Raw genomic sequence first — 26,646 nt, 5'->3', positions numbered from 1 at the left:
TCCATATAATTATTTTGATTGGTTATAACTTATATTAAACATATTATCATGAGAACAATATGGTTATATTTTTATGTTCTTTGTGAATTAGGCCACATAAATTATATACCCTATGGATTTCAAGCTGCATCGCGACGGCAAGGGAGCGAATCTCCGGGAGCATAGAGAACTATGTGACCGGGGTGAGTGAGTGCAGCCAACAAAGAGGCAACTTGAAAGATGACGGGTATACGTATATTGGCATAATACCAAGAATAAGTTGCATCAGGCTTGTAATGAATAAAAAGACCTGTTAGCGCAGTTTGTTATAACAATCCCCAAAATGCTTTAATCAGGGGTTCATTGAGCCGTTTTCTCTGTACACATATACCCAACTCAAACGGCTCTACTAGGGAAATATTGTCTAATAAAGATATGCGATTGCGTACCGGTTCAGGGCTGTTTTCTACAACGACATTGGGAATTAATGCTACTCCACAACCCAATGCAACCATAGAAACAATAGCTTCATGACCGGACACAGTAGCGTAAATCAAAGGGTTGTTAATTTTATGGCGGCGGAACCAATATTCAATGCGCTTACGCGAAGGGCCATGTTCCGGCAAAATAAAGGGAATGTTATTCCAGTCAGGGTGCTCTTGTATGACAAGCGCACGTACAGAGCAGGGAAGGGAAGGCGCGATCAGTACCAGTGGGACTTCACCGATTTTGGTGAAGCTGACATTATCTGGAAGTTTTTCCGGCTTACCGGCGATGCCTAAATCGGCATCATTAGACTGTATCTTATTGACTGCATCTGCGGCATCACCCGTGATGAGTTTGATTTCAACCATAGGATGTTCTGCACGAAAACGGTCTAGGATCTGTGGTAAGTGACTGTAGGCCGCGGTGACTGAACAAAACAGACGTAATTCGCCGCTTAGAGATGGGCTTTGTTGATTCAGTGAGTGTTTTAGTTGCTGGTATTGTAACAATGTCTGTTGGGCGAATTGTTTAAATTGCTCGCCGGCAAAGGTCAGTTTTACGGTGCGATTATCCCGTAAAAATAATGGATGCCCCAAAATATCTTCAATACGCTGAATCTGGCGAGATAATGTGGATGGACTGACATGCATTGCTTTTGCTGTACGGCCAAAATGACAGCTTTCAGCCAGATGTAGAAACAGTTTGAGATCGCGTATATCCATAGCCTATTCTCCTTTTCCTGTCTAATAATCTGTATTGCATAAAGTGCAATGTAGTATTGTTAATATATCAATTTAAGCAATGGCTTTCATGTCATATATTGAAAATATATAACCGCCTCACAGGGTGGGGAAATCTAAAAAACAGTCGCAGCACTTCATTGCTGAGCACAACATGATAACGGAGTCACTAATGGCTAATTATTTTAATACGCTGAATTTGCGTCAGCAGTTGGCGCAGTTAGGTAAATGTCGTTTTATGGCGCGGGAAGAGTTTGTTGATGAAGCAGGGTATTTAAAAGGTAAAAAAGTGGTTATCGTCGGTTGCGGAGCGCAGGGGCTGAATCAGGGCCTGAATATGCGTGACTCCGGTCTGGATATCGCTTATGCCCTGCGTAAAGAGGCCATTGAAGAAAAACGTGCTTCATGGCGTAAAGCGACGGAAAGTGGTTTTCAAGTCGGCACTTATGAAGAGTTGATACCGCAGGCTGATTTGGTCATTAACCTGACGCCGGATAAGCAACACTCTTCTGTTGTTCACGCAGTTCAACCGTTGATGAAAGAAGGCGCTGCGCTGGGTTATTCTCACGGTTTAAACATTGTTGAAGTAGGTGAACAAATCCGTAAAGACATCACTGTGGTGATGGTTGCGCCTAAGTGTCCTGGTACTGAAGTGCGTGAAGAATATAAACGGGGTTTTGGTGTGCCTACTTTGATCGCAGTTCACCCGGAAAACGATCCGAAAGGTGAAGGCATGGCAATCGCTAAGGCATGGGCTGCGGCAACGGGAGCGCATCGCGCTGGTGTTCTGGAATCTTCTTTCGTGGCTGAAGTGAAATCTGACCTGATGGGTGAGCAAACTATTCTGTGCGGTATGTTACAGGCTGGTTCTCTGCTGTGTTATGACAAATTGGTGGCAGATGGCGCTGAGCCGGGTTATGCAGGAAAATTGATCCAGTTTGGCTGGGAAACCATCACAGAGGCACTGAAACAAGGTGGTATCACCTTGATGATGGACCGTCTGTCTAACCCGGCAAAATTGCGAGCGTATGCGCTGTCTGAGCAGTTGAAAGAAATTATGACGCCGCTGTTCCAGAAACATATGGATGATATCATTTCTGGTGAATTTTCCTCCGGGATGATGGCTGACTGGGCCAATGATGATAAAAAGCTGTTAGGCTGGCGTGAGGAAACGGGTAACTCTTCGTTTGAGAATTCACCTGAATATGATAGCAAAATCAGTGAACAGGAATACTTTGATCACGCCGTTTTAATGGTTGCTATGGTGAAAGCCGGGGTTGAACTGGCATTCGAAATTATGGTTGATACCGGTATTATTGCTGAATCTGCCTATTATGAATCTCTGCATGAATTACCGCTGATTGCGAATACTATCTCTCGTAAACGCCTGTACGAAATGAATGTCGTTATTTCTGATACCGCAGAATATGGTAACTATTTGTTCTCTCATGTTGCGGTTCCGTTGCTGAAAGAGAAGTTTATGGGTTCGCTACAGGCGGGTGATTTAGGTAAGTCCGTTGCAGATAACGGTATTGATAACGCCCAATTACGCGATGTAAACGAGGCTATTCGTAACCACCCAATTGAAGTTGTTGGCCGCGTATTACGTGGTTACATGACAGATATGAAACGTATTGCTGTTGGCGGTTGATGTTGATAAAGATAAGGGGGAGAAATCCTCCCTCTTTGAATCCAATGAAATGGTTGTTGAGACCGTTTGCTAAAGCCTTGAAGGATAAGTCACGATTTACCAACCAATTAAGTGTTTTTCCTTCATAAAGAAAACGGCGTTTCCTTTCCCCCCTTTCTGTTACAATTCCATCCTCTGAGATACTGTCCTGATATAGCTTATTAAACATCATGCGATTAAATCCTAGCCAACAGCAAGCAGTTGAATTTGTTACCGGTCCTTGTCTGGTCTTGGCGGGGGCAGGTTCTGGTAAAACTAGAGTGATCACCAATAAAATTGCTCATCTTATCCGTACTTGTGACTATCAGCCTCGTCATATCGCCGCTGTGACGTTTACGAATAAAGCTGCGCGGGAAATGAAAGAGCGTGTAGCTCAAACTCTAGGGCGCAAAGAGGCTAGGGGGCTGATGATTTCGACTTTCCACACGTTAGGATTGGAAATTATTAAGCGCGAGTACAAAGCGTTAGGAATGAAAAGCAATTTCTCGTTGTTTGATGAGCAGGATCAGATGGCTCTGTTGAAAGATTTAACAGCCGATTTACTGGAGGAAGATAAAGATCTATTGCAAAAATTGATCTCTGCCATTTCAAACTGGAAAAATGATCTGCTTTCTCCACAGCAAGCTTTGGCATTGGCCCGTTCTGCTCAGGAGCATCAGTTTGCTGAATGTTATCGCCGTTATGATTTACATCTGGCGAGCTGTAATGTATTGGATTTTGACGATCTGATTACCAAACCAACTTTGCTGATGCAGCATGATGAAGAAGTCAGGGAACGTTGGCAAAACCGTATCCGTTATCTGTTGGTAGATGAATATCAGGACACTAATACCAGTCAATATCAACTGGTTAAGTTGTTGGTGGGACAAAGGGCTCGTTTTACTGTGGTGGGCGATGATGACCAGTCGATCTATTCATGGCGCGGCGCAAGACCACAAAATTTGGTGTTACTGAAAGAGGATTTCCCAAAGCTTAATGTGATTAAACTGGAACAGAACTATCGTTCCTCTGGCTGTATTCTGAAAGCAGCCAATATTTTGATCGCCAATAACCCTCACGTGTTTGAAAAGCGGCTTTTTTCTGAATTGGGGTATGGTGATCCGTTGAAAGTGATTACCGCTAATAATGAAGAGCATGAGGCGGAAAGGGTTATTGGGGAGCTGATGGCGCATCACTTTATCAATAAGACTCAATATAAAGATTACGCCATTCTCTACCGAGGAAATCATCAATCCCGGGTGTTTGAAAAGATGCTGATGCAAAACCGCATTCCTTACCGGATTTCTGGTGGCACTTCTTTTTTTGCCCGCCCTGAAATTAAGGATTTGCTAGCTTATCTGCGGGTGCTGACTAATCCTGAAGATGACAGCGCATTTCTAAGAATTGTTAATACGCCAAGACGTGAAATTGGTGCGGTTACCATTCAAAAACTAGGTGAATGGGCGAATCAGCGCAATAAAAGTCTCTATCAGGCTAGTTTTGATCTTGGTCTGGAACAACATCTAACCGGCCGTGGTTTGGCGGCACTACAGCGTTTTACTCACTGGATGGATGAGATAACTCGTCAAGTTGAACGAGATCCTTTGCTAGCTGTGCGTGATCTGCTACATGCTATGGATTATGAAAGTTGGTTGTACGAAACATCACCGAGTCCAAAAGCGGCTGAGATGCGGATGAAAAATATTAATCAGTTGTTCACTTGGATGAGTGAAATGCTGGAAGGTGATGAACTGAACGAAGCAATGACTTTATCTCAGGTGGTCGCGCGTTTCACATTACGGGATATGCTGGAGCGAGACGAGGATGGTGAGGAGTTTGATCAGGTGCAATTGATGACTCTACATGCTTCCAAAGGGTTGGAGTTTCCCTATGTATTCTTGGTCGGCATGGAAGAAGGGCTATTGCCTCATCAGAGCAGTATTGATGAAGAAAATATTGATGAAGAGCGCCGATTGGCTTATGTAGGGATCACCCGTGCTCAACGGGAGTTATTCTTTACTTTATGTAAAGAGCGTCGTCAATATGGCGAGTTAATCCGTCCAGAACCCAGTCGTTTTTTGTATGAGTTGCCGCAGGATGACTTACATTGGCCGCAAGATAAAAAAATAGTGACTGCTGAAGAAAGAATGCAAAAAGGGCAATCGCGTATCGCGGATATCAGATCGCGTTTAGGGCTTGGACAAAAAAATAAGTCGTAAATTATATCGAAAACTCCCTGTATCACAGCGATACAGGAAAAATGGTTTAAGTCAGCTTTAAGTGTTCTGCTCGTCTAAAATAAGCGGCCATTGAGCATGGTTTTGCCACTGAATTTCCTGCTGTAAAGATTCTGCCCGTAGAGGATGTTGCATTAGCCAGCCATGAGGTAACGTTATTGTTAACGTTTCACCACTCACTTTTAAATGTAGAGCAGGGAGTGTGTCATCCCGGCGGCGATTGGCGAAGATGATAGCTAACCGCAACAGACGACATAAACGTTGAGCTTGTATCAGAGGTAAGGCGTTTTGTTGATTACAGGAAAACAAATCAATCGGGCCACTTTGGTTCTTTAGTAATGTGGCTAAGAGTTTTTTCTGTGCGGGCGTATAGCCGGGGAGAGCGAGATAATTGATAAGATAGGCTGCATGTGATGGAGCTTGGTGGAAATCAATGCTCAGGCCAATTTCATGTATCAGACAGGCACTTTGTAATAATTCATGACATCGGTTATCAAGCTCCCAAGGTTTAGCAATTTGTGGTAGGAAGTGTTCAGCTAATTGTTTAACCCGTTGAGACTGTTCAACGTCTAACTGAAAACGGCGCTGTATATTACGTAATGTTCTAGTACGAATATCTGGCTCTATTGGTAAATCCAGCATGCCGTAAACAAGACCTTCCCGTAAGGCGCCGCCCGCAAGGATCATACTTTCAATATTTAATGCTTGGAAAATTGCTATCAGGATAGCCAGACCACTTGGGAAAACTAAAGCCCGTTCCAGCGTCAATCCTTCTATTTCCAATTCTTCCAGCTTACCGCACTCAATCGCTTTATGTTTGAGCTCTTGAAGTTTTGGTAAAGTGATCAGCTCGTCCATACCCTGAGCAATCATGATTTCTTGCAGAGCCTGAACGGTGCCGGAAGCGCCTACACAAATCTGCCAGCCTTGTTCGATCAGCTTTGGAGCAATGGGTTTCAACGTTTCATGTGCGGCAGCTTCGGCTTTGGCGAAATTTTCTTCCGTCAGGCTACGGTCATTAAAGTAGCCTTCAAGCCAGGTAACACAGCCCATACTTAGGCTGGATAACTGAGTGGCTTTTGCTCCATTCCCCGTAACCAGCTCTGTACTTGCGCCGCCAATATCGACAACCAGGCGTTTTTCAGGGCCGCCGGTTGTATGGGCAACGCCTTGATAAATAAGCCGAGCTTCATCTTCGCCACTGATTACCTTAACCGGACAATCAAGGATTTCTGATGCTTTTTTCACAAATTCGTCTGAATTTTCAGCGATACGTAAAGTTGCCGTAGCAACAACGCGGATTTGTGATGGTGGTATATCCTGTAAGCGTTCAGAAAAAATCCTGAGACATTGCCAGCCTCTCTCCATTGCCTGTTGAGATAAGCGGTTATTTTTATCTAATCCGGCGGCCAGCCTGACTTTACGCTTGATTCGTGCCAGTATCTGCATACTGCCGGATATTTCGCGCACAACCAGCATATGAAAACTGTTTGAACCCAGGTCGATAGCCGCATAGAGCGAAGAAGAACTCAGCATCATTATTCAGCCTGAACGTTTACGGTTATTACGTGGTGTATTATTACGATGCGACAAATTGTTACGGCGCTGATGGTTTCCTGAACGTGAACGGTGGCGGCGTTTAGGAGCCGGTAAATCTATCAGCAAGGCTTGACTGTTATATTTGCTGACCGGGATAGCGTGTTGAATATAATTTTCAATCGCTGGCAGGTTTAGGGCATATTCTTCACAGGCCAGGCTGATCGAGTGGCCGCTTTCACCTGCACGACCAGTACGGCCAATACGGTGGACATAATCCTCGCAGTCATCGGGTAGGTCATAATTAAAAACATGAGTGACTGAAGGAATGTGCAATCCACGGGCTGCGACATCAGTTGCAACCAGAATATCAATATTGCCGTTGCTGAATTCTTCCAGAATGCGTAACCGTTTTTTTTGTGCTACATCACCGGTTAGTAACCCAACTCGATGTCCGTCAGCAGCCAGGTGCGCCCAGATATCTTCACAACGATATTTTGTATTGGCGAAAATGATGCAGCGATCAGGCCACTCTTCTTCCAATAACGTTTGCAGCAGGCGCATCTTTTCTTCATTAGAAGGGTAAAACAGCTCTTCGCGGATACGGTGTCCTGTTTTCTGTAACGGTTCCACCTCGACATACTCTGCATGATTCATTTGTTCAAATGCCAATTCTCGGACTCGGTAAGAGAGAGTGGCAGAAAACAGTAGGTTCATACGTTCGTTGGCGGGTGGCATCCGGCGGAATAGCCAGCGGATATCTTTGATAAAACCGAGATCGTACATGCGATCAGCTTCATCAAGAACCACAACTTGAACCGCACTCAGATTAATGTGCCCCTGTTTGATGTAGTCGATCAGACGTCCGGTAGTGCCAATAACAATGTCAACACCAGATTCCAGTACTTTTAGCTGCTTGTCGTAACCATCGCCGCCGTAGGCAAGACCCATCTTTAAACCTGTTACCTGTGCCAGATCTTCTGCATCCGAGTAAATCTGTACAGCAAGTTCACGGGTAGGAGCCATAATCAGCGCTCTTGGCTGATTGGTTTGACGCTCCTCCGCTGCGGGATGAGTCAGTAAATAATGAAAAGCAGACGCTAAAAATGCTAGCGTCTTCCCCGTACCGGTTTGCGCTTGCCCCGCGACATCACGACCTTCGACAGTGAAAGGCAATGTCAGTGCTTGTATCGGTGTACAATTAGAAAAACCCTTATTATCAAGAGCTTCTATAACCTTGGGGTGCAAGGCGAAGTCGGAAAACTTCTTTTCTGTCAAGTGTGTTTTACTCATAGTGCGGTAGAATATCAGTTAACCATTGTCTTACGAAAGTGTATCCGCTGAAATAAAGGCAACCTTATATCAGTAATGTTACACTAGCATGGTAAAAAATTATTCTTTGGAGTAAAAAATGAGCGAGAAAATTATTCATTTGAGTGATGCTAGCTTTGATACTGACGTTCTTAACGCAGCAGGTCCGGTTCTTGTCGATTTTTGGGCTGCCTGGTGTGGACCATGCAAAATGATTGCGCCTATTTTAGATGAAATTGCCCCAGAATATTCAGGCAAATTGACGATTGCTAAATTGAACATTGATGAAAACCCGGCAACTGCTCCTAAGTATGGTATCCGTGGTATTCCTACACTGTTGTTGTTTAAAGATGGTCAGGTTGCTGCTACTAAAGTGGGAGCACTGTCAAAAACTCAATTGAAAGAATTTTTGGATACTAATCTCTGATTGAAGTTAGCTCACATTAATACCGGGCGTTTAGCGTATATTATTATTTATTTCATTGACCGCTAGACGTCCGTAAAGAAGCGTGATAAGTTAGCGCCACTGCTTGTATCACATACATCATGTTAGAAGTATGTTGCATACTGAATAATCTGTAGTGTCTGATAAGTCTGTTATCTCTGGATAGTCTAAAATATCCAATGGGTTATACGGGAATAATCTGGCGTATAGCTCGTTACGTTGAGATAGTTTTTATAGAAATCAGTAATGTTTCAGCATTATCTCAACAGCGTTTTTGACAGCCTGTCAGTCTTATTTGAGCTCAATCTTAGTACTTCAAATTATTACCTTTTTATATGAGTAATGTATTAAAGGTCTGATTTGTTTTTTGTACAAAATAAACAGGCACCGATCGATGACGCTGCCATACTATTCACGTTCATAGTTCGAGATATACCCCGAGTTTAAGAACCCACCATTATGAATCTTACCGAATTAAAGAATACGCCGGTATCTGAACTGATTACACTCGGCGAAAATATGGGGCTGGAAAATCTAGCCCGTATGCGTAAACAAGACATTATCTTCTCTATCCTTAAGCAGCATGCGAAAAGCGGAGAAGATATCTTCGGTGATGGCGTGCTGGAGATATTGCAGGATGGATTTGGATTCCTCCGTTCAGCAGACAGTTCCTACCTTGCCGGCCCCGATGATATCTACGTTTCTCCTAGCCAAATCCGTCGTTTTAACCTCCGCACCGGTGACACAATTTCAGGTAAAATTCGTCCGCCTAAAGAAGGTGAGCGCTATTTTGCCCTGTTGAAGGTTAACGAAGTTAATTTTGACAAACCAGAAAATGCTCGCAGTAAAATTCTTTTTGAAAACTTAACACCTCTGCATGCTAACAACCGTCTGCGTATGGAGCGTGGTAATGGTTCCACTGAGGATCTGACTGCCCGTGTTCTGGATCTGGCAGCACCGATTGGCCGTGGACAACGTGGTCTGATCGTTGCGCCGCCAAAAGCAGGTAAAACGATGTTACTGCAAAATATTGCTGCTAACATTGCTCACAATCATCCAGATTGTGTATTGATGGTACTTCTGATTGATGAACGTCCAGAGGAAGTCACTGAAATGCAACGTCTGGTAAAAGGTGAGGTTATTGCTTCTACTTTTGATGAGCCAGCTTCTCGTCACGTTCAAGTGGCAGAGATGGTTATTGAGAAAGCAAAACGTCTGGTTGAACATAAAAAAGACGTGATTATCCTGCTTGACTCCATTACTCGCTTAGCACGTGCTTATAACACGGTTGTCCCTGCATCCGGTAAGGTATTGACTGGTGGTGTGGACGCTAACGCGTTACATCGTCCGAAACGTTTCTTCGGCGCTGCGCGTAATGTGGAAGAGGGCGGCAGCCTGACCATTATTGCGACTGCGTTGGTGGATACGGGTTCTAAGATGGATGAAGTGATTTACGAGGAATTTAAAGGCACTGGTAACATGGAGCTGCATCTCTCCCGTAAAATTGCTGAAAAACGTGTCTTCCCGGCCATCGATTACAACCGTTCTGGTACACGAAAAGAAGAGCTACTCACCACCTCTGAAGAGCTACAGAAAATGTGGATTCTGCGCAAAATTATTCACCCGATGGGAGAAATTGATGCGATGGAATTCCTTATCAACAAACTGGCTATGAGCAAAACGAACGACGATTTCTTTGACATGATGAAACGTTCGTAGTTTTAACTCAGTTCATGATCATTTTAATCAGCGCCACAGTTTCGTGGCGTTTTTTGTATTTACTGTACTGTTATAGCATATATATGGCATGTATTTTGCAGGCTGTATATGCTGCCATATATTTGAAATAAGTATTAAAAGAATGATGTAAGAGTATAAAGGCCATTAATTTTTTCATAATAAGCAGTGTTTTCGCAAGTTAGGGTGCTCGTGAGGGTAGATTCTGGCTAGAAAATCATATGTTTTCGGTTGATAAATGACCAGGGTGTGTTTACTTTTTACAGAGAGTTATCATCGTGAATATTCTTAGCATGAATATTGAAATTTTTTATGTTTTTTTGTTTTCTTTTGCGTTTTTGTTTATGGCACGCAAAATAGCAAAGAAAGTTGGCCTTGTTGATAAGCCCAATTATCGTAAGTGTCATCAGGGGTTAGTGCCTCTGGTTGGAGGAATATCAATATTTGTTGGGATATGTTTTACTTTTGTTATTACAAAAGAATTTATTCCTCACAAGTGGTTATATTTAGTTTGTGCCGGTGTGTTGGTATTTGTCGGCGCATTGGATGATCGTTTTGATATCAGCGTTAAGGTCCGGGCAACCATCCAAGCTTTGGTTGGTATTGCGATGATGTATTTTGCCGGTCTGAAATTAGATAGTCTTGGTTATGCTTTTGGCCCCTGGGACATGACACTTGGACCGTTTAGTTATGTTGTGACATTATTTGCTGTCTGGGCTGCTATCAATGCATTCAATATGGTTGATGGGATAGATGGATTATTAGGTGGATTATCCTGTGTCTCTTTCGGTGCTTTGGGGATCTTACTGTATCAAAGTGGCAATACGGCGCTAGCATTATGGTGTTTTGCATTTATTGCCGCCATTATCCCTTATATTGTTCTTAATCTTGGTTTATTAAGCCAGCGTTTCAAAGTGTTTATGGGAGATGCGGGCAGTACGCTGATTGGTTTTACCATTATCTGGCTGCTCATTGAGTCTACTCAGGGGAATGAGCATCCGGTTAATCCAGTGACTGCGTTATGGGTTGTTGCCATTCCATTAATGGATATGGTTGCTATTATGTACCGCCGGTTACGGAAAGGGATGAGTCCATTTTCTCCTGATAGGCAACATATTCACCATCTAGTTATGCGGTCTGGATTCTCATCACGTCAGGCTTTTATTTTAATCACTGTTGCCGCCGCTTTATTAGCCGCTATCGGCATTACCGGAGAATGGCTGGAATTTGTGCCCGAGTGGGTAATGTTGGCACTGTTCTTGCTTGCATTTGTGTTGTATGGCTATTGCCTCAAGCGTGTATGGAAGGTAGCCCGTTTTATCAAACGGCAAAAGCGTCGTATGCGCCGTTCAGCTAACCATTAAACATCGATTATCAGCAGAGGTTCTGTGCAGTGATAAAATCAGAAACGAAGTCTATTCAGGATAAACAAGCTCTGGAGCATGAACTGGATATCAGAGCTTTGTGCAGTGCGCTATGGCGTGGAAAGATATGGATTGTTGTTCTTGCAATAATTTTCGCAACTGCGGCGTTAGGGGCATCTTATCTGATGCAACAGAAATGGAGTGCCACAGCAATCACTGATCTGCCTACGATTAATCAATTGGGAAGTTATTACTCTCAGCAGCAGTTTTTGCGCAATCTGGATACTCACATTAACATTTCACCGGAAACGCAGTTACCGTCTATTCCAGAGGAAGCCTATAAGGAGTTTATCACTCAGGTTGCTGCATATGATACTCGCCGTGAATTCTGGTTGAAATCTGATTATTACAAGCAGCATCAGGAGGGCGATACCAGAGCCGATGCGGCTTTATTAGATGAATTAGTCAATAATATTCAGTTTATTCCTCATGATGATAAAAAAGTACTAAATGACAGTATTAAACTGACCGCAGAGTCTTCTGGACAAGCAAATCAACTCCTGCGTCAGTACATTGCTTTTGCCAATAGTCGTGCTAGTACTCATTTAAATGATGAAGTGGAAGGCGCATGGGTTACCCGTGCCCAATCTATGAATGCACTGGTTAAACGCCAGGAAATGGTCGCTAAAGCGGTTTATAACCGTGAAATGAATGTATTACAGCAATCTCTGAAAATTGCGGAAAAACAAGGGATTCGGCGCAACCAAACGGATACGCCGGTGGATCAGTTGCCCGATTCAAAAATGTTTATGTTAGGGGCGCCGTTGTTACAGGCTCAACTTGAGACTTTAGAAGCAACAGGGCCTAAGTATGATGTGGACTATGACCAGAATATTGCAATGTTAGCAGCATTGAATGTTCACCCGACATTACAGGATCAATTTCAGTCTTACCGCTATTTGAGAACACCAGAGGAGCCTGTTGCCAGAGACAGCCCTCGCAGAATGTTTTTGATGATCATGTGGGGGGCCGTTGGTGCTTTAGTGGGGGCCGGCGTGGCATTGGTTAGATGTTCGCGTAAATAATCAGATAATTTTAGGAATAACGGCTTCTAAGGGATCTCTTCTGCAACTCTAGCAGCAGGAGTAAATAGCATTGAGAGTATTGTTTGCAGGAAAATCTGCAAGTTACTGACTATAAGAGAGTCACTGTGAAAGTGTTGACTGTGTTTGGTACTCGGCCGGAGGCCATCAAGATGGCTCCGCTAGTACACGCATTGGCAAGGGATGAAGCCTTCGAAGCGAAAGTATGTGTTACTGCCCAACATCGGGAAATGTTGGATCAGGTGTTACACCTTTTTGAGATCACTCCCGATTTTGATCTCAATATTATGAAATCAGGGCAAGATCTAACGGATATTACCTGTCGTATTTTGGCAGGATTAAAGCCCGTTTTAGCAGAATTTAAGCCTGATGTTGTATTGGTTCACGGGGATACTACCACAACGATGGCAACCAGTTTGGCTGCGTTCTATCAGCGTATCCCTGTTGGTCACATTGAAGCTGGATTAAGAACGGGAGATCTTTATTCTCCTTGGCCGGAAGAGGCAAACCGTAAGATTGCTGGGCATCTGGCAATGTATCATTTTGCTCCGACAGAAAACTCCCACAATAATTTATTGAAAGAATCCATTGCAGATAATCGGGTTTTTGTTACCGGAAATACAGTGATTGATGCGTTGCTGTGGGTACGTGATCGAATAATGAATGATGAGGCTATGCGGAGTAAGCTAGCGAAACGCTATCCATTTATTGATACTAATAAAAAAATGATTCTGGTGACGGGGCATCGTCGTGAAAGTTTTGGCGGCGGATTTGAGCGAATTTGTGAAGCTTTGGCACAGATAGCCCGTGCTCATCCAGATGTGCAAGTAGTCTATCCGGTTCATCTAAACCCGAATGTCAGTGAACCAGTAAAGCGCATTTTGCATAATATTGATAACGTTATTCTCATTGAACCCCAGGATTATTTACCATTTGTTTATCTAATGAACCATGCCTATATGATCCTGACCGATTCCGGCGGCATTCAAGAAGAAGCTCCTTCTTTAGGAAAACCGGTATTGGTAATGCGTAATACGACTGAACGGCCAGAGGCGGTTGATGCTGGAACGGTGCGTCTGGTAGGGACAGAAACAAAAACTATCGTGGAAGAGGTGACTCGATTGTTGACAGACGATGCTGCCTATCAGCAAATGAGCCGCGCTCATAATCCTTACGGCGATGGCGATGCCTGTCAACGTATTCTCGACGCTTTGAAAAAAATCAGGTGACACTATGAGCTTTGAAACTATTTCTGTTATTGGTCTTGGTTATATTGGTTTGCCAACGGCGGCAGCGTTTGCATCCCGTAATAAGAAAGTCATTGGTGTGGATGTTAATCCGTGTGCAGTAGAAACCATCAACCGTGGTGCAATTCATATTGTAGAACCAGATCTAGACAAAGTGGTGAAAGTTGCCGTAGAAGGCGGTTACCTGAAAGCAGTGATTGCTCCGTTACCAGCAGATGCTTTTTTGATAGCTGTTCCGACGCCTTTTAAAGGCGATCATGAGCCGGATATGGCATACGTCCGTTCCGCAGCCGAATCTGTGGCGCCGGTGCTGAAAAAAGGTGATCTGGTTATTCTGGAATCTACCTCACCAGTAGGTGCGACAGAGCAGATGGCGGAATGGCTAGCAGCAGCTCGCCCTGATTTAACTTTCCCACAGCAGGTTGGAGAAGAGTCTGATATTGATATCGCTTACTGTCCTGAACGTGTGTTGCCAGGACAAGTTATGGTTGAATTAATTAAGAATGACCGCGTTGTTGGCGGTATGACGTCAAAATCTTCGGCCAGAGCGAGCGAGCTGTATAAAATTTTCCTTGAAGGTGAATGTGTTGTTACTAATTCAAGGACAGCAGAAATGTGTAAGCTGACAGAAAACAGTTTCCGAGATGTAAACATTGCATTTGCCAACGAACTTTCCTTGATTTGTGCTGATCAAGGTATCAATGTGTGGGAACTGATCAGTTTGGCAAATCGTCATCCACGCGTAAATATTCTCCAGCCGGGTCCTGGTGTGGGTGGTCACTGTATTGCTGTTGATCCGTGGTTCATTGTTTCTCAAAACCCGAAACAATCACGTCTTATTCATACAGCACGTAGGGTTAATGATGACAAACCATTGTGGGTTGTGGATAAAGTAAAAGCGGCTGTTGCGGATTGTTTGGCTGAAAGTGGAAAACGTGCAAGCGAAGTGAAAATTGCCTGTTTTGGTCTGGCATTTAAACCAAATATTGACGATTTGCGTGAGAGCCCAGCGGTACATATCACCGATATGATTGCGCAATGGCATGCAGGTGAAACGCTGGCTGTAGAACCTCATGTTCATGAATTACCTGCTTCCTTGAAGGAAATAACTCGATTAGTTAATCTGGAAAAGGCGCTGGAAGAAGCAGATATCCTGTTGATGCTGGTGGATCATCATCAGTTTAAAGCTGTAAACAGTCATGAAATTAAACAGAAGTGGATTGTGGATACAAAAGGAGTCTGGCGTTGAGACGTATTCTAATCACAGGTGGTGCAGGTTTTATTGGTTCCGCGGTTGTGCGGCATATCATTGATAATACAGAAGACAGCGTAGTTGTGGTTGATAGCCTGACTTATGCCGGTAATCTGGCGTCTCTTACCCCGGTTGCGGATAGCCCTCGTTATGCGTTTGAACAGGTTGATATCTGTCAACGTGGAGCACTGGATCGAGTTTTTGAACAATATCAGCCGAATTGTGTGATGCATTTGGCGGCAGAAAGTCATGTGGATCGCTCTATTGATGGTCCTGCTGCATTTATCGAAACCAACATTGTGGGGACTTATACTTTGTTGGAAGCTGCGCGTACTTTCTGGCAGAAACTCAGTGAAGAGAAACAGTCTGTTTTCCGTTTTCACCATATTTCAACAGATGAAGTGTATGGTGATTTACATGATGAAGAGGGCTTCTTTACCGAAACAACACCTTATGCGCCAAGTAGCCCGTATTCGGCGTCCAAAGCATCCAGCGATCATTTGGTAAGAGCATGGCACCGGACTTATGGTTTACCGGTCATTATCACCAATTGTTCAAATAACTATGGTCCTTACCATTTCCCGGAAAAACTGATCCCACTGATGATCTTAAATGCATTAGCAGGAAAATCTTTACCGGTATATGGTGAAGGGAAACAAATTCGCGATTGGTTGTATGTGGAAGACCATGCCAGAGCACTCTATTTGGTTGTGACAAAAGCTGAACCGGGCAAAACCTACAATATTGGCGGTCATAATGAACGCAAAAATATTGATGTGGTTTGTGCGATTTGTGAATTGCTGGAAGAATTTTGTCCTGAGAAACCAGTGGGAATTGCTTATTATCGAGACTTGATTACTTATGTTGCGGATCGCCCGGGCCATGATATGCGCTATGCCATTGATGCGGCGAAAGTTGAGCGTGAACTAGGCTGGAAACCGCAAGAGACATTTGAATCAGGTATTCGTAAAACAGTTCAATGGTATTTGGAAAATGAAAACTGGTGGCGTAAAGTTCAAGACGGCTCTTATGCCGGTGAGCGCCTTGGATTAGGTAAAAACTGAATGACGATGGGGGCAGTAAAGATGAAAGGGATCATTCTGGCAGGTGGATCAGGAACCCGGTTGCATCCGATAACACAGGGTGTTTCCAAGCAATTACTGCCAATTTATGATAAACCAATGATTTACTATCCTTTGTCAGTACTGATGCTAGCAGGGATACGTGATATTCTGATTATCTCTACACCAGAAGATTTACCTTCTTTTCGTCGGTTGTTGGGGGACGGTAGTCGATTTGGTATTCACTTAAGTTATAAAGAACAGCCATCACCGGATGGTTTAGCTCAGGCATTTTTGATTGGTGAGGAGTTCATCAACGGCGGGCCTTGCTGTTTGGTATTGGGAGACAATATTTACTTTGGACAAGGGTTCAGCCCGAAACTGAGGAATGTGGTTTCCCGCGGAAAAGGGGCGACTGTTTTTGGTTATCAAGTGATGGATCCTGAACGATTTGGGGTGGTGGAGTTCGATGACGCATTCCGTGTTCTTTCCATTGAGGAAAAACCAGAAAAGCCAAAATCTAACTGGGCGGTAACAGGTCTCTATTTCTACGATAATCAAGTAGTAGATTTTGCCAAGCAGGTCAAGCCTTCTGCCAGGGGTGAACTGGAAATTACTAGTATTAACCAGATGTATTTAGAACGTGGCGAACTAAATATTGAGTTGTTAGGGCGTGGTTTTGCCTGGTTGGATACTGGCACTCATGACAGTTTAATTGAGGCCAGCACTTTTGTGCAGACCGTTGAGAAACGTCAAGGCTTCAAGATTGCCTGTCTTGAAGAGATCGCCTGGCGTAATGGTTGGCTGGATGATGTACAGTTAAGAGAAACAGTAAAATCCTTGTCAAAAACTGGCTATGGTCAATATCTGCTGGATCTGCTCCATGTCCGTGCGCGCCAATATTGAACCATTAGAGTGGGATAGCCACTATTTTGGGCTGTCCACCGCTCGCCTTAATTTCACACCTGATGCCAGTTTGCTAACCTCATCTCAGTTAGATCAGCATGCTTTAGTGCAAGCTAAAGTACCTACGCAGCGATTGGACCTTATTGATGGATTATCCGCATTGGGCTTTTCGCTAGTGGAAGGAGAAGTAGACCTTTCCTTAATGATTGGCATAAAAAATGCTAATGATGACAACTCGGAGAGTAAGCTACTGTCGGCTGAGCGGCGAGATATCCCGATGTTGAAGGAGGTAGCTTCCAACGTATTTCCTTTGAGTCGTTTCCGAACCCCGTGGTATCAACCGCAGGATAGTGGTCGTTTCTACGCTACTTGGGTTGAAAAAGCGGTACTGGGGACATTTGATCATCAGTGTTTACTGGTAAATGGAGATAATAGGCAACCCGCAGGATTTGTTACCTTACGGGATATAGGAGCAGGAGAGGCTCGTATAGGTTTGTTAGCCGTATTCCCAGGAAATATTGGCCGTGGGATTGGTTCAAAATTAATATTGGCGGCGCAGCAGTGGTGTCAGCACCATCAAATACATCAGTTAAGAATTGCGACACAAACCAGCAACATTGCTGCTTTGCGCCTTTATACACGCAGTGGTGCGTTTGTTGAAAGCACTGCTTATTGGTTATATAGGGGATGAAATGATTCCATTTAACAGACCACCAGTCGTTGGCACTGAATTAGATTACATGAAGCAAGCAATGGAGAGCGGTAAGCTTTGCGGGGATGGTGGTTTCACCAAACGTTGTGAAGAGTGGATGGAACAACATTTCAATTGCCCGAAAGTTCTATTGACGCCATCCTGTACAGCTTCACTGGAAATGGCAGCTATTTTGCTGAATATTCAACCCGGTGATGAAGTTATTATGCCGAGCTTCACTTTCGTTTCCAGTTCTAACGCGTTTGTATTGCGTGGGGCAACCATTGTATTCGTGGATATTCGCCCGGATACCATGAATATTGATGAAACCAAAATTGAAGCAGCAATTACAGCGAAAACACGCGTGATTGTTCCAGTGCATTACGCTGGCGTGGCCTGTGAAATGGATACCATTATGGCACTGGCCGAGAAATATAACCTGTTTGTCGTGGAAGATGCTGCACAGGGGGTAATGTCTACTTATAAAGGGCGTACACTGGGAACTATCGGACACATTGGTTGCTACAGTTTCCACGAAACCAAAAACTACTCCTCTGGTGGTGAAGGTGGCGCAGCGCTTATCAATGATCAATCACTGATTTCCCGTGCGGAAATTGTTCGCGAAAAAGGGACTAATCGTAGCCAGTTTTTCCGTGGTCAGGTTGATAAATATACTTGGCGCGATATCGGTTCGAGTTATCTGATGTCGGAGCTTCAGGCTGCTTATTTGTGGGCGCAATTGGAAGAAGCTGAAAAAATCAATGAGCGTCGTCTTGCCTTGTGGAATACCTATTATCAAGCATTAAAACCGCTGGCTGATGCTGGTCTCCTGACATTGCCTGTTATACCGGAAGGGCTGGAGCATAATGCTCATATGTTCTATATCAAGCTGAAAGATGTTGAAGAACGCTCAGCATTCAATAGCTATATGAAGGACGCGGGTGTATTGGCGGTATTCCATTATGTTTCTCTGCACACCAGCCCCGGTGGTGAAAAATTTGGCCGTTTTCACGGAGAAGACCGTTTTACTACCTGTGAAAGTGATCGTCTAGTGCGTTTGCCGATGTTTTACAACATAACAGACGCTGAACAGCAGATCGTCATTAAACATATTCGAGAATACTTCGCCTGATATGTCGTTGGCTAAAGCATCAATATGGACTGCGGGCTCCACACTGATAAAAATCGGTGTGGGGCTTTTAATCGTTAAATTACTAGCAGTTGCTTTTGGTCCCAGTGGGGTTGGGCAGGCGGGTAATTTCCGTCAGCTTATCACTGTACTTGGGGTGTTGGCTGGCGCCGGTATTTTTAATGGTGTGACTAAATATATTGCTGAGTACCAGCAGCAGCCGGAAAGATTGCGTGCGGTACTGGGAACATCTTCTGCCATTATCCTGGGGTTTTCCACGCTGTTGGCAGTAATTTTTTTGCTGTTTAGCGGGTCTATCAGTATTGGGTTATTTGGTCATCAAGATTATGAGCCAGTTGTGCAGGCACTCGCCTTTATTCAAATGGGGATTGCTTTTGCCAACTATTTTTTAGCTATTTTGAAAGGATACCGAGATGCGCAGAGGAATGCGCTGGCGATTATTTTTGGTAGCGTGATTGGCGTGATGGCCTATTATCTCTGCTTTATCCTTGGTGGGTATGAAGGTGCTTTGGCGGGTTTGGCTTTAGTGCCAGCGTTAATCATATTTCCCGCGGGATTGATGGTTTGTCGTCTCAAAGCGGTATCGATTTCAAGTTTTAAGCCCATGTGGGATAAGGTACTGGCTAGTCAGCTTGGCAAATTTACCCTTATGGCGCTGCTGACTTCTATTACCTTACCGGTTGCCTACATTATGATGCGAAATCTGCTGGCAGCGCATTATAGTTGGCATGATGTGGGTATTTGGCAAGGTGTAAGCAGTATTTCCGATGCTTACCTGCAATTTATCACGGCATCTTTTACTGTTTATCTGTTGCCAACGCTTTCACGGTTGCAGGGTAAGAGCGAAATATCAAATGAGATAATTAAAGCGCTGAAATTTGTTTTGCCTGCTGTGGCTGTTGCAAGTTTTATTGTATGGCTGCTGCGTGATTTTGCCATTTGGTTACTGTTTTCTGACAAATTTACTGCTATGCGTGATTTATTTGCTTGGCAGTTGGTGGGGGATGTTCTAAAAGTGGGCGCTTATGTTTTTGGTTATCTGGTGATTGCCAAGGCTGCGTTGCGTTTTTATGTGTTGACAGAAGTGAGTCAGTTTTTATTGCTTACTGGTTTTGCCCACTGGCTTATTCCTGTAAATGGGGCGTTAGGTGCAGCGCAATCCTATATGGCAACTTACATTATTTATTTCACCCTTTGTTGTGGTGCATTTCTTATTTATCGTAGGCGAGCATGACAACCCTCATTCACGTTTTGGGATCTGATATCCCACATCATAATCGAACAATATTGCGCTTTTTTAATGACGTCTTAGCACAAAAAGTGGGGTTTTTAGCCAAACCGAAGTTTATGGTGGTGACCAGAAATCGCGCTTTATTGGATGATTGCCCGGCATTGGATATGGCATTTTTCGACAGTAAAAAATCTCTGGCGCAGGCTGTTATTGCTCAAGCGCGTTCAGATAGAGATTGTCGATTTTTTTTTCACGGCCAATTTAATGTGAGTTTGTGGTTGGCGCTGTTGTCAGGAAAAATCAAACGTAATCAGTTTTGGTGGCATGCCTGGGGAGCTGATCTGTATGAAGACTCCAATCAGTTAAAATTCCGTCTATTCTATTTCTTGCGTCGTCTGGCGCAGCGTCGGGTAGGGCATGTGTTTGCAGTTCGTGGAGATCTCTATTTTTATTCTCAACATCATCCAAACGTACCAACATCATTGCTCTATTTTCCAACTAGAATGGAACCTGCTTTGACAATTGCAGAAAGAATACCTGTTAAAGATGACAAAATGACAATTTTGTTGGGGAATTCTGGTGATCGATCGAACCGCCATATTACGGCATTGAAAACGATTCATAAGCAGTTTAGCGATAAGGTGCGAATCATTATTCCAATGGGTTATCCTGAAAATAATCAGGTTTATATTAATCAGGTCGAACAGGCTGCTTTATCGCTGTTCCGGCCAGAAAATTTGAACATTATTAAGCAAAATATGGCGTTTGATGATTATCTGGCATTACTGCGCCGTTGTGATTTAGGGTATTTTATGTTTAATCGCCAGCAGGGGATTGGAACAATTTGTCTGTTGATACAATTTGGGGTGCCATTTGTACTTAGTCGTCAGAATCTTTTTTGGCAGGATTTGACAGAACAGCAAGTGCCGGTATTTTTCTCTGGTGATCCTTTAGATAACCAACTGATTATGGAAGCACAACGGCAGATGCTCTCTCTAGACAGAAATGCGATAGCTTTCTTTAGCCCGAACTTTATTGATGGCTGGCGTCAGGCGCTGGCTAAAGCGGCGGGAGAGCAGCAATGACTTTAACGCAGTTTGGCGGATTATTTGCTGTTTACTTGATATCGCTGGTTTTCATCCTGACGTTGACCTATCAGGAATTTCGGCGTGTACGTTTTAATTTTAATATATTCTTCTCATTGCTTTATTTGCTGACATTCTATTTTGGCTTTCCACTGACGTGTTTGTTGGTTTTCCAATTTGATGTTGAAGTGGTGCCTGTAGACGCCTTACTACACGCTCTACTGGCTTCGACCTGTTTTTATAGTATTTATTACGTTAGTTATAAAACGCGGCTAAGAAAGTCGTCTATGCAGCCTAAAGTTCCGGTATTTACCATGAACCGGGTAGAAACTAACTTGACATGGTTACTACTGGCATCAGTTGCGGTGGTGACAGTAGGGCTGTTCTTTATGCAAAACGGTTTTCTACTATTTAAGTTACAGTCGTACAGTCAAATTTTTTCCAGTCAGGTTTCTGGTGTTGCTCTAAAGCGATTCTTTTATTTCTTTATTCCTGCCATGTTGGTGGTTTATTTCTTGAAGCCGACACAGTTACGCTGGTTGTTTTTTCTGATGAGCACAGTGGCTTTTGGGATACTGACTTATGTCATTGTTGGTGGAACACGGGCTAATATTATCATTGCATTTGCGTTGTTTCTGTTTATTGGCATTGTGCGTGGCTGGATAACCTTGTGGATGTTGGTAACGGCGGGCGCAATAGGGATTGTCGGCATGTTTTGGCTGGCGCTCAAACGCTATAGTTTGGATGTCAGTGGTGCAGAAGCGTTTTATACTTTTCTCTACCTTACAAGGGATACTTTCTCCCCGTGGGAAAATCTTGCGTTACTGCTGAATAACTACGACAAAATTGATTTTCAGGGGTTGGCGCCTATTATCCGTGATTTCTATGTCTTTATTCCAAGCTGGCTTTGGCCGGGACGCCCTGATGCTGTGTTGAATTCTGCGAATTATTTTACCTGGGAAGTACTGGATAACCACTCTGGTCTGGCAATCTCCCCAACTTTGATAGGTTCTTTGGTTGTGATGGGGGGCGTGCTGTTTATCCCGGTTGGCGCGATTGTAGTTGGGTTGATAATTAAGTGGTTTGACTGGATTTATGAATTAGGGAAACAGGAGACTAATCGTTATAAAGCCGCTATTTTGCAGGCGTTTTGCTTTGGCGCGATCTTCAACATGATTGTGTTAGCTCGCGAAGGCGTGGATTCATTTGTGTCCCGTGTGGTGTTTTTCTGTATTATTTTTGGCTTATGTCTGGTAATGGCTAAGTTGTTGTACTGGCTATTTGAGAGTACAGGGCTGATTAAAAAGTATCTGACTAGCAACCTGGTTGTATCACAAAAACGTCCGCTGCAATGTAAGGAAAGAAAATGGAGCTAAATAATATTCCTAAATACAGTATTCGTGGTCTGAATATTTGGGGCTTCCGCGATATGGCGCATTTTCTTGACCATATTTTTCAACGTGGACAGGTAAAAACAGGTACTCTGGTTGCGATTAATGCGGAAAAAGTTCTAACGGCAGAGGAAAACCAAGATTTAAGTACACTGCTGAGTGATGCAGAATATCTGTATGCTGATGGTATCAGCATTGTAAGAGCTATTCGCCGTAAATACCCTGCTGCTGAAGTTTCCCGTGTAGCAGGTGCTGATTTATGGGAAGCCATCATGGAGCGTGCTGGCAAAGAAGGCACACCTGTTTTTCTAGTTGGTGGTAAACCAGAGATATTGGAACAGACGGAAAGTAAACTGCGGGCTCAGTGGAACGTCAATATTGTTGGCAGTCAGAACGGTTATTTCACACCAGAAGAACGTAATACTGTTTTTGAACGGATTCATGCTAGCGGTGCGGCGATTGTGACAGTTGCAATGGGATCGCCTAAACAGGAAGTTTTTATGCGTGATTGTCGAAAAATTCATTCGGATGCGTTGTATATGGGGGTTGGCGGTACTTATGACGTATTTACCGGCCATGTAAAACGTGCGCCAAAAGCATGGCAGAATTTGGGGCTTGAATGGCTTTATCGCCTGTTATCACAACCAAGCCGTATTCGTCGCCAGTTCAATTTACTGAAATTTCTTGGATATTATTACAGTGGCCGTCTGTAAACCCGCTTCTTGCCTGTCGTGTGAATTTTCGACAGGCGACACTTTCGTCAGTAGATATAATGAATTTATTCCACAATATTTATCTAACAGTTTGATCCTGCCGGATTTTCACTATTTGTAGTTAATTATTGGATAATTTTTTATTCCACTCAGTGGAAAAACATGTTTTGATCCCTGACCTTTTTATGGCTGATCAACATCAGTCTTGTATGTTTTTACTATTACACATTACAACAATATAACAATGGACAGGGAATTTATGGCAGATCAACAACATAGCTTGCAACGGGGGTTAGAAGCCCGTCATATAGAGCTGATCGCATTAGGCGGCACAATTGGTGTCGGCCTGTTTATGGGCTCGGCCAGTACATTGAAGTGGGCTGGTCCTTCCGTCTTGCTGGCTTACATCATTGCCGGAATTTTTGTTTTCTTCATTATGCGATCGATGGGAGAAATGTTGTTTCTTGAACCTGTTACGGGTTCTTTCGCTTCTTTTGGTCATAAATATCTCAGCCCATACTGGGGATGCCTCACCGCTTGGGGCTATTGGTTTATGTGGGTGGCGGTAGGAATATCAGAAATAACGGCTATCGGGGTTTATGCTGAGTTCTGGTTCCCTGGACTTCCTCAGTGGGTATCAGCATTGATTGCGGTGGCATTGGTCGCTTTGGCTAACCTTGCGGCGGTGCGTCTTTATGGTGAGCTGGAATTTTGGTTTGCGATGATTAAGGTGACCACAATTATCGTCATGATCCTGATTGGCTTGGGATTGATATTTTTCGGTATTGGTAATCAATGGCAGCCTATTGGGTTGGATAACCTGACTGCGCATGGCGGTTTTTTTGCGGGTGATTGGCAAGGGTTCTTATTTGCGCTCTGTATTGTGGTTGCATCTTATCAAGGGGTGGAGTTGGTTGGTATCACTGCGGGGGAAGCGAAGAACCCTCAGGTGACATTGAAAAAAGCGATTAACAATATTCTCTGGCGTATTCTGATTTTCTACGTGGGTGCGATCTTTATTGTAGTTACATTATTTCCGTGGACAGAAGTGGGTTCACAGGGCAGCCCGTTTGTCATGACATTTACCAAAGTGGGGATCACCTCAGCGGCAGCCGTGATTAATTTTGTTGTATTGACGGCTGCACTTTCCGGCTGTAACAGTGGTATGTACAGTGGTGGGCGGATGCTTTATGCGTTGGCGAAAAACAATCAGTTACCTTCATCCCTGACTAAATTGTCAAAGAATGGGGTACCGGTACTCTGTATTGCCATTACAATCCTGTGCCTGACGGTGGGCTCTAGCTTGAATTACTTGATCCCAAATCCGCAGGCGGTTTTTGTTTATGTTTACAGTGCCAGTGTATTGCCAGGAATGGTGCCGTGGTTTGTTATTCTGATAAGCCAATTGCGTTTTCGTCAGTATCACCAACAAGCACTGAAACAACATGGTTTTAAATCTATCCTGTTCCCCTATGTAAATTATCTGACATTGGCATTTTTATGTTGTGTGTTGATAGGTATGGCAATTAACCCAGATACCCGTTTCTCATTGCTGGTAGGTGGGGGATTTTTGTTGATAGTGTCGTTGATTTATTGGTTGGTGAAGCTTTTGAACGGTAAGAAACTCAAAGCTTGATCGACTGATTTACTATCAGGGTGGTAATGAGTAGGGAAATTGAGGGCTGGCTTTATCTACGAAATGAACAAGGTGTAATCAAACGCATCATTTCTTTAAAAAAGCACTGGACAGTAGATCATTAAATCCGTACTATCCCCATCCGCAACGGCGTTAAGCGCCCGTAGCTCAGCTGGATAGAGCGCTGCCCTCCGGAGGCAGAGGTCTCAGGTTCGAATCCTGTCGGGTGCGCCATTATTTGCGTGCAAGAGCTGCGGTGATGTATTACGCTGTTGGTAGTTAAGTGTTTAGTAGTAAATAGTTGTTATGGTGGCTATAGCTCAGTTGGTAGAGCCCTGGATTGTGATTCCAGTTGTCGTGGGTTCGAGTCCCATTAGCCACCCCATCTTTTTTATGACACGCGAGGGTGGCGGAATTGGTAGACGCGCTAGCTTCAGGTGTTAGTGTCCTTACGGACGTGGGGGTTCAAGTCCCCCCTTTCGCACCATAAAAAAGAGAAAAGAAAGAATGGAAAATTTCGGCGAGTAGCGCAGCTTGGTAGCGCAACTGGTTTGGGACCAGTGGGTCGGAGGTTCGAATCCTCTCTCGCCGACCAAATTCTAAAAGAACCCTGCAATGCAGGGTTTTTTGCGCTTTATCCTTTTTTGTTCCCCCTGACTTTTTATTTCCTTTTCTATCCATATACCTTCAAGTTGTGTTCTGTTGATTCAGATTTAGGGGATTGTTTTTTTAAAATAACTATTTGTTTTATATGTAAATTTTTTATTTTTGTATTTTGACGACAATTGATATATTAACTGTCTCAAATAAGAGACTTATAACAAGTTGAATTGTAATGAAAATAATAAATACCTTATGTTTTGTCTCAAATAAGAGACAGTGTATAAAATGGATTTTGTGATGATTCGATTTCTTGTTGTAATAAATAGAGAAATAGCTGATGAAGCGAGGCAGCTTTCATTTGAATAAAAGTTGGCACACTAAATGCATTATTACAAACGTAGATGCTCATCCTATTTCTTATGATTGCCTATGCTTCATAAACCCAGGGATGATGCAGAGCCGATTATCGGTGCCTATTGTCCATGTCACAGATGAGTAAGATATAACCTTCTTTTCATCGCCGACCGGACTCAACGTTGAGTGAGGCACTATCCGTCTGTAGACCTGATTGTATTTGTACACCTATCTTTGTTTTATAAGGTAGGTGTTTTTTTTATTCCTAAGAGATATATCTGGTAGGTTTATATACTGTTTAGATATTACTATCTAATATAAGCAGAACTGAAAATATGATGGTTAGTTTTTTTAATATAAAATTAATTTAGCTACTTATTTTCATTCTTAAACTTATCTTAAGGGGAATATTGATGTCAAAAATGATTGGATGCTTTGGTTGTGGTCGAATGTTGCATGAGTCTGCACAATCATGCCCACATTGTGGCGCGATGATAAAGGTTTATTCTTCTGGTAGTAAAAACCGAATTGTTGCTGCACTTTTGGCGTTTTTTCTTGGCTCCTTTGGCGCCCATAAATTTTATCTGGGCAAAATCGGTATGGGGATTTTATATCTGCTATTTTGTTGGACATTTATCCCGGCACTTATCTCATTTATTGAATTTATTATTTATCTTTGCACTTCCGATGAAGATTTTGCTAGAAAATATGGTTAGAAA

The 26,646-nt window shown here is 43.4% G+C and carries 21 protein-coding genes and 4 tRNA genes; 22 read left to right on the top strand and 3 right to left on the bottom strand.

Features of this window, described 5'->3' with window-relative positions; translation table 11 throughout:
- Positions 1 to 305: 305 nt before the first annotated feature.
- Entirely contained in the window at positions 306 to 1,187 is an 882-nt protein-coding gene (ilvY, locus tag TI10_RS21880) for an HTH-type transcriptional activator IlvY (protein WP_049585443.1), read from the bottom strand.
- 190 nt (positions 1,188 to 1,377) lie between these two features.
- Here ilvY and ilvC point away from each other — a divergent pair, with 190 nt between their 5' ends.
- Both ilvC and rep read left to right on the top strand, forming a co-directional pair.
- Positions 1,378 to 2,856, top strand: a complete 1,479-nt coding sequence (gene ilvC / locus TI10_RS21875) for a ketol-acid reductoisomerase (protein WP_049585441.1) — start codon at positions 1,378 to 1,380, stop codon at positions 2,854 to 2,856.
- Positions 2,857 to 3,065: 209 nt separating this feature from the next.
- Positions 3,066 to 5,093 (top strand): DNA helicase Rep, encoded by a 2,028-nt coding sequence (gene rep / locus TI10_RS21870; protein ID WP_049585439.1) that lies wholly within the window; start codon positions 3,066 to 3,068, stop codon positions 5,091 to 5,093.
- 57 nt (positions 5,094 to 5,150) lie between these two features.
- Here the strand turns inward: rep and gppA are convergent, their stop codons facing one another.
- Positions 5,151 to 6,647 (bottom strand): guanosine-5'-triphosphate,3'-diphosphate diphosphatase, encoded by a 1,497-nt coding sequence (gene gppA / locus TI10_RS21865; RefSeq protein ID WP_049585483.1) that lies wholly within the window; start codon positions 6,645 to 6,647, stop codon positions 5,151 to 5,153.
- A gap of 6 nt (positions 6,648 to 6,653) precedes the next feature.
- The gene (gene rhlB, locus TI10_RS21860; protein ID WP_049585437.1) at positions 6,654 to 7,940 is read right to left on the bottom strand and encodes an ATP-dependent RNA helicase RhlB; all 1,287 of its coding nucleotides are present in this window, start codon (positions 7,938 to 7,940) and stop codon (positions 6,654 to 6,656) included.
- A gap of 118 nt (positions 7,941 to 8,058) precedes the next feature.
- Between rhlB and trxA the strand changes: the two genes are divergently transcribed.
- The 20 genes from trxA (at position 8,059) to TI10_RS21760 (ending at position 26,643) form a co-directional block, all read left to right on the top strand.
- The gene (gene trxA, locus TI10_RS21855; protein WP_049585435.1) at positions 8,059 to 8,385 is read left to right on the top strand and encodes a thioredoxin TrxA; all 327 of its coding nucleotides are present in this window, start codon (positions 8,059 to 8,061) and stop codon (positions 8,383 to 8,385) included.
- Between the two features lie 477 nt (positions 8,386 to 8,862).
- Positions 8,863 to 10,122, top strand: a complete 1,260-nt coding sequence (rho, locus tag TI10_RS21850) for a transcription termination factor Rho (protein ID WP_015836218.1) — start codon at positions 8,863 to 8,865, stop codon at positions 10,120 to 10,122.
- Positions 10,123 to 10,418: 296 nt separating this feature from the next.
- A complete protein-coding gene (gene wecA, locus TI10_RS21845) occupies positions 10,419 to 11,504 on the top strand; it encodes a UDP-N-acetylglucosamine--undecaprenyl-phosphate N-acetylglucosaminephosphotransferase (protein WP_049585434.1) in 1,086 nt (361 codons plus the stop codon).
- A 29-nt stretch (positions 11,505 to 11,533) separates the two neighbouring features.
- A complete protein-coding gene (wzzE, locus tag TI10_RS21840; protein ID WP_049585433.1) occupies positions 11,534 to 12,589 on the top strand; it encodes an ECA polysaccharide chain length modulation protein in 1,056 nt (351 codons plus the stop codon).
- A gap of 125 nt (positions 12,590 to 12,714) precedes the next feature.
- Positions 12,715 to 13,836 (top strand): non-hydrolyzing UDP-N-acetylglucosamine 2-epimerase, encoded by a 1,122-nt coding sequence (gene wecB, locus TI10_RS21835; RefSeq protein WP_049585431.1) that lies wholly within the window; start codon positions 12,715 to 12,717, stop codon positions 13,834 to 13,836.
- 4 nt (positions 13,837 to 13,840) lie between these two features.
- Positions 13,841 to 15,103 (top strand): UDP-N-acetyl-D-mannosamine dehydrogenase, encoded by a 1,263-nt coding sequence (gene wecC, locus TI10_RS21830; protein WP_049585428.1) that lies wholly within the window; start codon positions 13,841 to 13,843, stop codon positions 15,101 to 15,103.
- Positions 15,100 to 16,170 carry a dTDP-glucose 4,6-dehydratase gene (gene rffG / locus TI10_RS21825; RefSeq protein WP_049585426.1) on the top strand — a complete coding sequence of 357 codons (1,071 nt, stop codon included), beginning with the start codon at positions 15,100 to 15,102 and terminating at the stop codon, positions 16,168 to 16,170. Before wecC ends, rffG begins: the two co-directional genes overlap by 4 nt.
- A gap of 21 nt (positions 16,171 to 16,191) precedes the next feature.
- Complete coding sequence (gene rfbA, locus TI10_RS21820; protein ID WP_049585481.1) at positions 16,192 to 17,073, top strand: glucose-1-phosphate thymidylyltransferase RfbA; 882 nt, start codon at positions 16,192 to 16,194, stop codon at positions 17,071 to 17,073.
- Entirely contained in the window at positions 17,051 to 17,764 is a 714-nt protein-coding gene (gene rffC / locus TI10_RS21815; RefSeq protein WP_049585425.1) for a dTDP-4-amino-4,6-dideoxy-D-galactose acyltransferase, read from the top strand. The genes rfbA and rffC overlap by 23 nt, the downstream gene beginning before the upstream one ends.
- Before the next feature lies 1 nt (position 17,765).
- Positions 17,766 to 18,896, top strand: a complete 1,131-nt coding sequence (gene rffA / locus TI10_RS21810) for a dTDP-4-amino-4,6-dideoxygalactose transaminase (protein ID WP_049585424.1) — start codon at positions 17,766 to 17,768, stop codon at positions 18,894 to 18,896.
- 1 nt (position 18,897) lies between these two features.
- Positions 18,898 to 20,148, top strand: coding sequence for a lipid III flippase WzxE (wzxE, locus tag TI10_RS21805; protein ID WP_049585422.1), 1,251 nt, complete (start codon positions 18,898 to 18,900; stop codon positions 20,146 to 20,148).
- On the top strand, positions 20,145 to 21,230 hold the full coding sequence (locus tag TI10_RS21800) for a TDP-N-acetylfucosamine:lipid II N-acetylfucosaminyltransferase (RefSeq protein ID WP_049585421.1): 1,086 nt from the start codon (positions 20,145 to 20,147) through the stop codon (positions 21,228 to 21,230). Before wzxE ends, TI10_RS21800 begins: the two co-directional genes overlap by 4 nt.
- Positions 21,227 to 22,606 (top strand): ECA oligosaccharide polymerase, encoded by a 1,380-nt coding sequence (gene wzyE / locus TI10_RS21795; protein ID WP_049585419.1) that lies wholly within the window; start codon positions 21,227 to 21,229, stop codon positions 22,604 to 22,606. The genes TI10_RS21800 and wzyE overlap by 4 nt, the downstream gene beginning before the upstream one ends.
- Complete coding sequence (gene wecG, locus TI10_RS21790; RefSeq protein ID WP_049585418.1) at positions 22,597 to 23,334, top strand: lipopolysaccharide N-acetylmannosaminouronosyltransferase; 738 nt, start codon at positions 22,597 to 22,599, stop codon at positions 23,332 to 23,334. Before wzyE ends, wecG begins: the two co-directional genes overlap by 10 nt.
- A gap of 259 nt (positions 23,335 to 23,593) precedes the next feature.
- Complete coding sequence (gene thrP, locus TI10_RS21785; protein WP_049585417.1) at positions 23,594 to 24,970, top strand: bifunctional threonine/serine APC transporter ThrP; 1,377 nt, start codon at positions 23,594 to 23,596, stop codon at positions 24,968 to 24,970.
- 157 nt (positions 24,971 to 25,127) lie between these two features.
- Positions 25,128 to 25,204: transfer RNA gene (locus TI10_RS21780), tRNA-Arg, on the top strand.
- 75 nt (positions 25,205 to 25,279) lie between these two features.
- Positions 25,280 to 25,355, top strand: a tRNA-His gene (locus tag TI10_RS21775).
- 15 nt (positions 25,356 to 25,370) lie between these two features.
- Positions 25,371 to 25,457 (top strand) — tRNA-Leu (locus TI10_RS21770).
- A gap of 31 nt (positions 25,458 to 25,488) precedes the next feature.
- Positions 25,489 to 25,565: transfer RNA gene (locus TI10_RS21765), tRNA-Pro, on the top strand.
- 775 nt (positions 25,566 to 26,340) lie between these two features.
- Complete coding sequence (locus tag TI10_RS21760; protein ID WP_049585416.1) at positions 26,341 to 26,643, top strand: NINE protein; 303 nt, start codon at positions 26,341 to 26,343, stop codon at positions 26,641 to 26,643.
- Positions 26,644 to 26,646: the final 3 nt, after the last annotated feature.

It is taken from the genome of Photorhabdus luminescens subsp. luminescens (genome assembly GCF_001083805.1).
GTDB classification, from domain to species: Bacteria; Pseudomonadota; Gammaproteobacteria; order Enterobacterales; family Enterobacteriaceae; genus Photorhabdus; species Photorhabdus luminescens.
The sequence above is the reverse complement of the archived record's forward strand: the minus strand, read 5'-3'. Positions and strand labels throughout refer to the sequence as shown.